This window comes from Providencia sp. PROV210 (assembly GCF_028479445.1).
Lineage (GTDB): Bacteria > Pseudomonadota > Gammaproteobacteria > Enterobacterales > Enterobacteriaceae > Providencia > Providencia rustigianii.
Genome location: NZ_JAMPNQ010000022.1, coordinates 24,090 through 36,527, shown reverse-complemented (window position 1 = coordinate 36,527; position 12,438 = coordinate 24,090). Strand labels below are relative to the sequence as shown.

The following is a 12,438-nucleotide window of genomic DNA, read 5'->3' as shown; positions in this document are numbered from 1 at the left end:
ATGAAGTTAAGGCACCTTGATATTTTTTATGCCGTTATGACCTGTGGCTCACTCACTCGTGCTGCAGAGGTTTTACATATCTCCCAACCCGCAGCCAGCAAAGCATTAAAACATGCAGAACAACAACTCGGTTTAGTATTATTTCAGCGGATCCGAGGGAAATTAATCCCTACTGACGAAGCTAATTTATTATTTGAAGAGGCAAAAGAGGTTTATCAAAATCTAGATAGGCTCAGAATTTTGGCGCAAAATTTATCGCGTAATCCACAAGGTAAACTCGCGATTGGTTGTCTTCCTAGCCTAGGGTTAAACTTAGTCCCAGAAGTCACTGCGCTATTTATAAAAAAACATCCGAATATCAAACTGACCATTGGAACTCATCACACCACGGATATTCTGCAATTATTAACCCAACAAGATTTGGATATTGGAATTGCTTTCAATCTCGCGATTGAAGGCGGTATTACGGTGCTACCCGTTGCAGATATTCCGTTAGTGTATGTCGATAGCCAGCCCCCTACCCACTCCCCAGTTTCATTAGTGGATATAGATCAAGACCGTTGGATCCACCCCGGTTCAGACTCTCTATCTCAGCTATTACAGCAAGTTCATGAATTTGCAGCATCCAATATTAGTGTGCATACCTACCACATGGCAGCAGAATTTGTCCGAGCTGGCCTTGGATGCAGCATTACTGATATTTTTTCTGCCGAACATACGCTGCCAGAATCGATGATTTACCCACTCAAAGAAAATTTGCATCTGGCAGTATCAGTCTTTCATCGAGCAGACAGACCATTAACCAAAGCGGCACAAAATTATGTAAACACTTTGTCGTTAATACTAGAAAAACGCAACGCAGTAGTTAACCAAAAGTTATACTCTGGTAATGAAAACTCAATTGTTTAGTCTGACTATTCGCCGTTAAATGATAACTCCTTAGTTATTATTGGTTGCGGAATATTATGGCTAAACATGTGGTGGTTATTGGTGCCGGTGTTATTGGATTAAGTACCGCCTATGCTTTAATAAAAGCGGGTCAGACAGTCACATTAATTGAATCTGATTCAGATGTTGGCATGCAAACAAGTTTTGCCAATGGTGGACAGCTGAGCTATCGCTATGTTTCGCCTCTTGCCGATGCAGGTGTGCCATTACAGGGTTTGCGTTGGATGGGGAAAAATGACTCTCCATTAAATTTGAGGATCAATTTTTCCCTTGAGCAACTGACTTGGCTGGCTCAATTTACCTTAGCTTGTACTCGCGCAACCAATAAAATCAATGGTGATCATTTATTGAGATTGTCCTTATTAAGCCAAAATATCATGAATACTTGGCGTACAAGTGGAGATATTGCTGATTTTGCTTGGGAGAAATCAGGAAAATTAATTATCCACCGCGAGCGGTCTAGCTTTAAAAAAGCCAGTGAAACCATTGATAAAGAATTCCAAAAAATACTCACAACCCAAGAGATTATTGAATTAGAACCTGCTCTGGCAAATATCCAATCACAATTGGTTGGCGCAATCTATGCCCCAAGTGATGAAACCGCAGACTGTTATTTATTCTGCAAAAATATTTTGGCATATTTATCTACCCAACCCACCTTTAAGTTATGTTTAGAACACTCCGTGAAATCTTTTATTCAAGTGAATAACCAAATTACGGCGGTTGAAACGACTCAAGGAACAATTCAAGCCGATGATGTGATTGTCTGTGCTGGAAATGGGAGCCGTGAATTACTGAAACCACTGGGTATCGATGTACCAATTTTAGGGTTAAAAGGGTATAGCTTAAGCGTGGAATACCCTCAGGCTGAGCATATCGTTCCGAAAGTGAGTGTTACCGATTACGGTAACAAAATCGTATATGCCAAGCTCAATGACCAATTACGGATTGCCGCAATGGTCGATATTGGCTACGACAAATTAGGGTTACGGGAAAATAGAGTATCTGCCTTAAAAAATATTATTAGAAAAACATTCCCGAACTTACCAAAAATTGATGAAGCAGAAGCATGGTGCGGTTTACGTCCGTCAACACCAAAGGGACCGCCAATATTAGGCAAAACAACATACCGCAATTTATGGTTAAACGTGGGTCATGGCAGTTTAGGTTTTACATTAGCTGCAGGGAGCGCTGAAATATTAAGCCAATTAATTACCCAGCAACAATCACCCATTTCTTTAGAAGGATTAACGAGGTAATTTATGTCCATTAAACGTAACAACCCAAAACCGCGCTTAGCTGATAGCGTTGAATATGCTGGATTAGTTTATTTATCAGGGCAAGTGCCGACTAATTTATCGGGTGATATTACCGCTCAAACTCAAGAAGTCTTAGATAAAATTGATGCTTTATTAGCCGCAAGTCATAGCGATAAAACACGTATTTTATCGGCACAAGTCTGGATTAAAGATATGTCTCGTGACTTCGCACCATTTAATCACGTTTGGGAAGCTTGGATGCCTGCTGAATTCAGCCCCGCCCGTGCAGCAGTAGAAGCCAATATGGCAAGAGATCAGGTTCTTGTCGAAATTATGGTGATCGCTGCTCAGCGTTAATATTCACTTTCTCTTAATGGCATTTGTATATTTTAAATTAATGTTCCAATGCCATTTTTATTTAGCCATTTCTTTTTTCATTCCCCGATTAATAAATTTAATTCTCCCCTTATCGTATATTTAACCTACTATTAATTCTATAAATATTAAAATAATAAACTAAAAAAACAAATTAAATCCGAATATACGTTGGTGAACATTGGTTTATGAGCGGAGAGTAAATATGACTAAAACCGTCATTGAACATATTTTAACGCGATTACAAGACATAGGAATTACGGATATATTTGGTGTTGCGGGTGATTATGCCTTCCCCATCAATGATGCTATTTGTAAAAATAATACTCTGCGCTGGGTAGGAAACTGCAATGAGCTCAATGCCGCTTATGCTGCAGATGGCTACGCACGCATAAAAGGCGTCGCTGCATTAGCCACGACATTTGCTGTTGGTGAGCTTAGCGCACTTAATGGGATTGCAGGGGCTTATGCTGAACAACTACCTATTTTTCATTTAGTTGGCATGCCTGCGAGTCATATTCAGCATGGTAAATATCTCGTTCATCATACGCTAGGTAATGGTGATTTTGAGGTTTTTTACCGAATCGCTCAATCCCTATCCTGTGCCCATACCATTATTACCCCCGAAAATTGCATTGATGAAATAGAAAGATTAATCACCCATGCGTTATCTGAGCGTCGCCCAGTTTATATAGGGCTACCCGCAGATTACGCCAAGCAAACCATCGTTCCACAAAAAAAAGTCCCCATATCGCTTCCAGAAAGTTGCCCGAATACTCTGAGAAAAGTCATTAATTTAATCGCCAATAGGCTGACATGCAGTGAGTGTTCTTGCGCACTTATTGGTTCAATGGTTTCCCGCTTTGAATTAGTCAAAGATGTAGAAACTATTATCAAAGTTACCAATCTTCCTTATGCGACTATGTTTATGGATAAAGGTGTTTTGAATGAAACCAATAGCCAATATATCGGTGTTTATAATGGAAGATTGATGAACCTTGAGGTCGCTAATTTTGTTGAAAGCTGTGAGTGCGTTTTAAATATCGGTGCTTTAATGAGTGATGTTAATACGGGTTGCTTTACCGCAAATCTTTCTCCTGAAAATCACATTCAGATATTGGCAGATCACGTTATTATTGACTCAGTTATTTACCCACATATTTATATTTATGAATTGCTTTCGGAACTCAAAGATATTCTGACATTTATTCCGAATAATGCTTTAAAAGCCTACGGGTTGGGTGTTCCTCAAGCGGATGAAACAGGGAAAATTACCCGTTCCTATTTGTACCCTAGACTCGAAAAATTCTTCAAGCAAAACGACATTATTATTGCAGAAACAGGTACATTTTCCATGGGATTAGGCTTTGCGCTGTTACCTAAAGAAGTTTCTTTTCAAACTCAATCACTGTGGGGTTCCATTGGCTGGGCAACTCCCGCAGCTTTAGGTGCTGCAATTGCCGCTCCACATCGCAGGGTAATTTTAGCGACTGGTGACGGAGCACATCAGCTTACGGTGCAAGAAATCAGCCAGTTTGTGCGCTGGGGTTTAAAACCGATTATTTTTGTTCTCAATAATGATGGCTATTTAATCGAGCGTCTATTTTGTAAAAATCCTGAGTATATTTATAACGATATCCCTCACTGGAATTATGCTCAACTTCCTGCTGCTTTTGGATGCCACGATTGGCTTTGTAAAAAAATCACGCTTTGTGAAGAACTTGAAATGGTACTAGAGGAAATAGAGTCCAAAGATTGTGCTGCCTATATTGAAATCATAACTGATCGCTATGAATCATCAGAACTTCTGCAAAAAATGGGTGAAATTATTCGAGCAGAGCAATAAAAACAGACCTAAGCCACCACGGATAATGGTGGCTAATCCAACATTTAATATTCGACTTAGCGACGCCATTTTTTGCGGATCAGAATGGCTAATCCCACAATAACAAGTCCAATGACCAGCCAAGATAAATGAGGGTGAAATGGTAAAGCAAAGACTATCGAGCTGATAAAATAGCCTATTGAAACAATACTACATCCCCAAATAATCCCGCCGATCACATTGAGGATAAAAAATTTAATTGGATTGACTTTGCTGGCACCAATAATGATAGGCCCTATCGTCCTCATCCCATAAGCAAAGCGAATGCCGATTATAATCCAATTTTCATGGCTCTGGATCAACTGTTGTACCCGCTCTATTTTTGCTTGATGCTTTTGAAATCGCGGTAAAATTCGAGCGCCCGCGAAACGCCCAACAAAGAATAAAACGTTGTCACTGACAACCCCACCTAATGCTGCAAATAACATAGTAAGAGGATATGAGAGCCATTGTTTATGGGCTGCAATTCCCGATAAAAACGCAGCGGTTTCCCCTTCAATCATTGAGCCCAAAAATACCGCCCAGTAACCATACTCTATTAGCCAGCGGGTAAGTTCATCAGCCATAAATAAAATTTGCCTTCCACAATTTTAATTACCAATATCTTTCATTAAAATTTTAACATAGCTAAACACTATTTTTTGAAATGGTTTGGGATTTTATCAAAATAAGATGGGAGTCATGGGATGAAAAGTAAAAAAAACTGCACTTAGACCGGTCTTAAGTGCAGTGGATCACAACGCATAAAATATAAATATAGACTATTTATTGTATAAGCTAGCGGTTATTGCAATATCATTACCTTCACCTTCAGAAGTTACTGAAGTGATAATGAAATATTTCGCACCTGCCTCATCGGCTTTTTGAGATACCGCATTAGCATAATCCGTGGTTGTAGCTGCATTCATTACCACATTGATATTACTAACTAATTTCATATCCATGGATTGAACATAATTAATTTCTGTTGCACTCATCGCAAATGGACTTAAAAAAAACAAGGAAACCAATGCTATTTTTAATTTATTCATCAAACTCACCTTTTATTAAAATAACGCATCTCATTTAAATACATTCTTTTTTAGAGAATGAAATTATGAGCATCATTAAATGAATATTACTTACCTGCTAATATAAGATTATATTTACCTATTAAAATAAAGAATGTAGCGATGAATATCAAATTTAATATCGTGCTAAACTTAGCAGAAATTGCTTTTATTGATGAGATTTCTAACGTTTTAAATCAACACTAAAAATAGGGCTCAGCATCATGTTAAAACGAATACAACGATGCCACAGACTTACCTACTTTTTGTGCCAGATCTGAAGCAGCGTATCTATCCATGACTATCTCAATATAGGCTGCTGAATCTGTTACTTCAGCGTGTTTAATCGCAGCGTCTAACTCATCGCAAGTGGTGACTTTTTGGCAATACCAATCAGTACAACCTAATGCCGCTGGCAATTGTGCATAATTCCACTGTGGTAAATCGTTATAATAAGCTTCAGGCTCTTTACATAATAATCGCTCAATTAAGTAACCATCATTATTAAGCACAAAAACAATCGGTTTTAATCCAAAACGCGCAAACTGACTAATTTCTTGCGCCGTTAATTGATGTGAACCTTCCCCCGTCACTAAGATCACGCGCTTATTGGGTGCTGCAATTGCTGCGCCAAATGCCGCTGGCGTTGCCCAACCAATGGAACCCCACAGTGATTGAGTTTGAAAAGAAACCTCTTTAGGTAGTAAAGCAAAAACCAATCCCATTGATGCTGTCCCTGTTTCAGCAATCACAATATCGTGATCCATGAACATTTCTTCTAAGCGCGGATACAGATATTGTGCAGTAATTTGGCCATTATCTCCTTGTCGAGGTTCTCCCAATCCTTGAGCTGCAATACCTTGATGTTTTAAAGAAGGTGCTAATATTTGCAGTTTGTCCAATACCTCTTTCATCATCACATTTGGGTAAACCGCAGAACCCACTTTCACATAATCTGCTAAAATATTAATGCCTTGCTCAGGGGAGATAGATGCCGTAAAACTGCCTGAGTTAAAATCAGTTAATACCGCACCAATACCTAAAATACAGTCGCAACTTTCAACAAACTCTTCTACTTGGGCATTCATTAATTTGCCATTATAAATTCCCATATACGTCGAGTTAGATTCACTCACGATGCTTTTATCCATAAACATCGTGGCATACGGTAGCCCTGTCTTATCAATAATTGCCTGCACATCATCCGAATACCCTAGCCGCGCAGCCAAGATCCCCGGAATAATACAGGCTTTTTGGCTGGCATTAAGTTTATCTAAAATGGCATTCACTGCGGCATTGAGTGACTGTGGATCACTTTTCTGTTGTGCAACTTTTTTATGTTTCTCATTAGCAATGATGGGCATCACCGCGTAATCAGAGGGGAACCCCATATAGACAGGGCGACGCTCTTTTAGGGCGGCTGCAATTAATCGCTCAGTTTCATCAATGCAATTTTCTGGGGTCAATATTGTATGGGCACAGCTCAAATGCTGGCTCATTTGATAAAACACATCAAAATCACCGTTACCTAAAGTATGGTGAACAAGACGATGGTTTTCCTGGACACCACTCGCTGGCATTCCCACCAAATGGAAGATAGGTAAATGCTCAGCATAAGAACCCGCAAGACCATTTAACGCACTGAGTTCACCCACACCAAATGTTGTCGAAAGTGCGGCAACACCTTTGATTCTTGCATAACCATCCGCGGCATAAGCAGCATTTAACTCATTACAATTACCGATCCAACGCAATGTTTCACTTTCACAGACTGCATCTTCAATAGGGAAAGCGTAGTCCCCCGCAACCCCAAAAACTTCGTTGATACCCAGTGTTTGTAAACGCTCAAGAACATATTCGATAACTGTTTTCATAATGTAGCTCCAAATAATAATTTCGACTGATTATTCAGCCCGTTATTATTATTATCCCTAATGTTACATTAACAGAAATCATTTATAATCATCGCAGCTATAACAAAATGTAATAGAGGTCACGATGGATATTCGAGGATTACGCTACTTTGTCGAAGTAGTACAACAAAATAACTTTAGCCGAGCGGCGGATAAATTATGCGTCACCCAACCAGCAATCAGCCGCAGCATTCAAAAATTAGAACAAGAGCTTGAAGCGACTTTACTGATCCGAGAAACCGATGGAGTGAAACTTACCGATTATGGTGATATTTTATTTCACCATGCTCAGCAAATTTTGGCACAATTCGACAATCTTAATAACGCACTAAAAGACAAATCAGGCCCACTCACTGGGGTCTTGAAGGTCGGTTTACCGCCGGTTATCGCTTCGACCTATTTTGCTGATATCATCATGATATTTAGCCAGAAATATCCACAAGTCGAACTACAGATCATTGAATTAAGTTCAAACCATATGATGAATGCCATGCTCAAAGGAGATGTAGAAACGGCAGCGGTAATGTCTCCATTTGATGAACAACGATTTCATTTATACCAATTTGCTACCGACCGATTGATGCTATTAGTGAATGATCAACATCCATTAGCCACCCAAAATAGCGTTAAGTTTGCAGAACTTCTGAATGAGCCATTTATCTTCTTTCAAGATAGTTTCCGAATTAATGAATTAATTGTTAATGCTTGCGGGATTCATGGTAAAAAACCGATTATCGCAGGACGTAGTGGGCATATAGATCTTGTGATGGCAATGGTACGCGCTGGGGTTGGTGTGACATTACTCCCTGAAGGTATGTGGAAAAAGAACCATATTGGGGGGCTTTCCATTATTCCAATCACAGAGCCTATTCTGTCCTATGAGCTGGCACTGGCAACATTAAAAGGCTCCCATCCAAGCCGCCGAGCTACAGCGTGGATCGAGTTAGCGTTAGAAATGCTGAATGAGCCCTCATCATTATGAACCATTATAATGAGTTACAACTGAATAGCCGCCGACTTGATAGACACCTTTAAGTTAGACAAGCTTGTTTTAGGAAGACATATTGAGAATAATGCAACATGCAGAAATTGAAAGGAAAATGCGAAGTTTTATCGGTGCCAGTTAAATAACCGGCACCGGGGAAATTAACGCCAGCGTTCTGCCGCCCAGGCGACCTGCTGTTGTGCGTCGTGGAAAGTCCAAGCCACAAAGCGACTGATTTTTTGCCCCTGCGCCATTTCAATGGTACGGACTTCGGCCGCCCCTACCAGCTTCAACGCGTGATAAATCGAAGGCAGGGTCGTATTTTTAGAAATTAACGAGGTGAACCACAGGCAGTTTTGCGCCAGGCTAACGCTCTCCTCTACCATTTTACGCACAAAGGCTTCTTCACCGCCTTCACACCATAGCTCTTTACTTTTGCCACCAAAGTTCTGTACCGGCGTGTCGGCTACCTCGCCTTTACCCAGCTTGTGCAGTTTGCGGCGAGTGCTGGCTTGCGCTTCCTGTTCAGAGCTGTGGAACGGTGGATTACACAGTGTGGCATCAAATTTCTCCGCCACGCCGATGATGCCGTTCAAAATAAATTCGGGTTGTTTTTGCAAACGCAGACGCACGCTGTTTCTCAGTGTTGGATTCATCTCCACGATCATTTTGGCCGTATTGATCGACACCGGATCAATCTCCGAACCAGTAAAACGCCAGCCGTATTCATTCAAGCCAATAATCGGATAAATACAGTTGGCGCCAACGCCCACATCAAGGATAGCCACGCTTTTACCACGAGGGATCTCACCGCCGTTACTGGTCGCCAGCAGGTCAGCTAGATGGTGTAAATAGTCGGCACGCCCGGGGATCGGCGGGCACAGATAACCGGCGGGAATGTCCCAGTGTTCGATGCCATAAAAATGTTGCAGCAACGCACGGTTGAGCATTTTAACCGCCGCAGGATCGGCAAAATCTACCGAGATGTCGCCCCAGGCGTTCGGTTTGACGAACGGCTCCAGTGCAGGGCAACTGGCGATCAGCGCCGGGAAATCATAGCGCGAGCGATGACGGTTACGCGGGTGCAAGCCGCTTTTCTGCTGCGGGAAGGTTTTCTTTTTTTCCACCGTGAAGGGCTCTCTTAAAGGTATTTCTGACGCGTACGATACCATATACCCTGCTTTTTATATTGCTTTTCTTCTTTTAGCTCAGTGACCGGGCATCGACTTAATTGGCATAACGGTTTCAACTCATGCAACTCAACTCACCACGCAATAACATTGCGAGGTAAATTCCCCGTTATTAGCAGTACAAGTTTACCCTTAACTGGGCTACTATTAGGGTCGCAAATGCCCTTTCAACTTTCCGCGAATTCACCCTAACAACAAGATAAAATAACGTTTACGCCGAAAGTCAAAAGCCCATAAATACATCAAATATTCAACAAGTTAAAAAAATGACAGAAAAACAAAATTTCGAATCCCACACACCAATGATGCAACAGTATTTAAAACTTAAAGCTCAACATCCGGATATTTTGCTGTTTTATCGTATGGGGGATTTCTACGAATTATTCTTTGATGATGCCAAAAAAGCCTCTCAATTATTGGATATTTCCCTCACTAAACGCGGTCAATCTGCTGGGCAACCCATTCCAATGGCGGGGGTTCCTCACCATGCGGCAGAAAACTATTTAGCGCGATTAGTGCAGATGGGCGAATCCGTCGCTATTTGTGAGCAAATTGGAGATCCTGCCACCAGCAAAGGTCCCGTTGAACGTCAAGTTGTGCGAATTGTAACTCCGGGTACGATTACTGATGAAGCGTTATTAAATGAGCGCCAAGACAACCTATTAGCCGCTGTTTGGCAAGATGCTCAGGGCTACGGTTTTGCGACCTTAGATATCACTTCCGGGCGATTTATTATCAGTGAAATCGACGATGAAGAGTCATTAAAAGCAGAGCTTCAACGTACTCGACCTGCGGAATTACTCTATCCCGAAGATTTTGCCAGCATGCCATTAATTGAACACAGTAAAGGCTTACGTCGTCGCCCACTCTGGGAGTTTGAATTAGACACAGCGAAACAGCAATTAGGCTTGCAATTTGGTACCAAAGATCTGATTGGCTTTGGTGTTGAAAATGCCCATAAAGCCCTAAGAGCCGCAGGTTGTTTACTGCAATACGTTAAAGATACCCAACGTACTTCGCTCCCCCACATTCGTAGCATTATCATGGAAAAACAGAATGATAATGTTATTTTAGATGCGGCAACACGTCGCAACTTAGAGCTAACTCAAAACCTCGCAGGCGGAACAGAGAACACGCTAGCGGCAATCCTAGACCTGTGTGTGACCCCTATGGGTAGCCGAATGCTGAAACGCTGGTTACACACTCCACTACGCAATATTGATGTGCTTACTCATCGCCAACAAGCCATCGGGGCATTGCAAGAGTGTGGATTAGAATTGCAGCCATTTCTACGCCAAATTGGCGACCTTGAACGCGTTCTTGCACGTTTAGCATTACGCTCAGCTCGCCCCCGTGATCTCACTCGCATGCGTCATGCATTCCAGCAATATCATGATATTCACCAAATCCTTGAACAGTCTGACTGTGGTTATTTACAAACACTACAAACACGCATTGGGCAATTTGATGAACTGCAAAGTCTGTTAGAGAAAGCGATTGTCGAAGCGCCGCCAGTGTTAGTTAGGGATGGTGGTGTGATTGCCCCTGGCTATCATAGCGAACTCGACGAATGGCGCGCATTAGCCGATGGAGCAACCGACTATCTTGACCGCTTAGAAATTCGTGAGCGAGAAAAACTGGGAATCGATACATTAAAAGTCGGCTATAACGCGGTACATGGCTACTATATCCAAGTGAGTCGCGGTCAGAGCCATTTAACACCGATCCACTATGTTCGTCGCCAAACGCTGAAAAATGCCGAGCGCTACATTATTCCTGAACTGAAGGAATATGAAGACAAAGTTCTGACGTCAAAAGGAAAAGCTCTCGCCATCGAAAAAGCGCTCTATGATGAGTTGTTCGATATGCTGCTGCCACATTTGGCGGCACTGCAAACTAGCGCAGAAGCGCTTGCTGAATTAGATGTACTGGCTAACCTAGCCGAGCGAGCCGAAACATTAGGTTATGCATGCCCTCAACTCACGGACAAACCGGGAATTCAGATCACAGAAGGTCGTCACCCCGTTGTAGAGCGCGTTCTGAGTGAACCGTTTATCTCTAACCCATTATCCCTTTCTCCACAGCGCCGTTTGTTGATTATTACGGGGCCCAATATGGGTGGTAAAAGTACCTATATGCGCCAAACTGCGCTGATTACATTGCTCGCCTATATTGGGAGTTTTGTCCCTGCCAGCAAAGCCGTAATTGGTCCCGTTGACCGTATTTTTACTCGTGTTGGCGCATCTGATGACCTCGCTTCTGGGCGTTCAACCTTTATGGTGGAGATGACGGAAACTGCTAATATTTTGCATAACGCGACGGAACACAGTTTAGTCTTGATGGATGAAATTGGCCGCGGAACCTCAACCTATGATGGTTTATCACTCGCTTGGGCTTGTGCGGAGAACTTAGTTAATCGCATCAAAGCGATGACCCTATTTGCCACTCACTATTTTGAGCTCACTACATTGCCTGAAAAGCTTGAAGGGGCTGTAAATATTCATCTCGATGCCATTGAACATGGTGATACCATCGCCTTTATGCACAATGTTCAAGAAGGAGCAGCGAGTAAAAGTTATGGTCTTGCGGTAGCTTCCCTCGCTGGTGTGCCTAAAGAGGTGATCAAGCGCGCAAAACAGAAGCTTAAAGAGCTTGAGGTTATTTCAAATAATGCAAATACCAGCCATGTGGATAGCGCTCAATTAAACTTCCTTGACATTGTCGAAGAGGAACCGTCCCCCGTATTAGTGGCGTTAAATGAAATCGACCCTGATAAGTTAACTCCACGCCAAGCCCTTGAATGGTTATATCGCTTGAAGGAAATGGATAAATAA

The 12,438-nt window shown here is 42.0% G+C and carries 10 protein-coding genes; 6 read left to right on the top strand and 4 right to left on the bottom strand.

Annotation, left to right across the window (positions count from 1 at the left end; genetic code table 11):
- From PR761_RS16295 to PR761_RS16280, 4 genes are all read left to right on the top strand, one after another.
- Entirely contained in the window at positions 1–909 is a 909-nt protein-coding gene (locus PR761_RS16295) for a LysR family transcriptional regulator (protein WP_112837298.1), read from the top strand.
- 56 nt (positions 910–965) lie between these two features.
- On the top strand, positions 966–2,207 hold the full coding sequence (locus PR761_RS16290; RefSeq protein WP_006815213.1) for a D-amino acid dehydrogenase: 1,242 nt from the start codon (positions 966–968) through the stop codon (positions 2,205–2,207).
- A gap of 3 nt (positions 2,208–2,210) precedes the next feature.
- On the top strand, positions 2,211–2,564 hold the full coding sequence (locus tag PR761_RS16285; protein WP_006815214.1) for a RidA family protein: 354 nt from the start codon (positions 2,211–2,213) through the stop codon (positions 2,562–2,564).
- Between the two features lie 223 nt (positions 2,565–2,787).
- Positions 2,788–4,428 (top strand): alpha-keto acid decarboxylase family protein, encoded by a 1,641-nt coding sequence (locus tag PR761_RS16280; protein ID WP_112837299.1) that lies wholly within the window; start codon positions 2,788–2,790, stop codon positions 4,426–4,428.
- 56 nt (positions 4,429–4,484) lie between these two features.
- Here PR761_RS16280 and PR761_RS16275 read toward each other — a convergent pair whose 3' ends face one another.
- The 3 genes from PR761_RS16275 to PR761_RS16265 form a co-directional block, all read right to left on the bottom strand.
- Positions 4,485–5,033 (bottom strand): DedA family protein, encoded by a 549-nt coding sequence (locus tag PR761_RS16275; protein ID WP_006815216.1) that lies wholly within the window; start codon positions 5,031–5,033, stop codon positions 4,485–4,487.
- A gap of 195 nt (positions 5,034–5,228) precedes the next feature.
- A complete protein-coding gene (locus PR761_RS16270; protein WP_006815217.1) occupies positions 5,229–5,498 on the bottom strand; it encodes a DUF1471 domain-containing protein in 270 nt (89 codons plus the stop codon).
- Between the two features lie 245 nt (positions 5,499–5,743).
- Positions 5,744–7,390, bottom strand: a complete 1,647-nt coding sequence (locus tag PR761_RS16265; RefSeq protein ID WP_006815218.1) for an alpha-keto acid decarboxylase family protein — start codon at positions 7,388–7,390, stop codon at positions 5,744–5,746.
- Between the two features lie 124 nt (positions 7,391–7,514).
- Here PR761_RS16265 and PR761_RS16260 point away from each other — a divergent pair, with 124 nt between their 5' ends.
- The gene (locus tag PR761_RS16260; protein ID WP_154610691.1) at positions 7,515–8,411 is read left to right on the top strand and encodes a LysR family transcriptional regulator; all 897 of its coding nucleotides are present in this window, start codon (positions 7,515–7,517) and stop codon (positions 8,409–8,411) included.
- 164 nt (positions 8,412–8,575) lie between these two features.
- On the opposite strand, the gene rlmF is transcribed toward PR761_RS16260, so the two are convergent.
- A complete protein-coding gene (gene rlmF / locus PR761_RS16255; RefSeq protein WP_166806852.1) occupies positions 8,576–9,541 on the bottom strand; it encodes a 23S rRNA (adenine(1618)-N(6))-methyltransferase RlmF in 966 nt (321 codons plus the stop codon).
- A 329-nt stretch (positions 9,542–9,870) separates the two neighbouring features.
- On the opposite strand from rlmF, the gene mutS reads away from it, so the two are divergent.
- The gene (gene mutS / locus PR761_RS16250; protein ID WP_154610692.1) at positions 9,871–12,438 is read left to right on the top strand and encodes a DNA mismatch repair protein MutS; all 2,568 of its coding nucleotides are present in this window, start codon (positions 9,871–9,873) and stop codon (positions 12,436–12,438) included.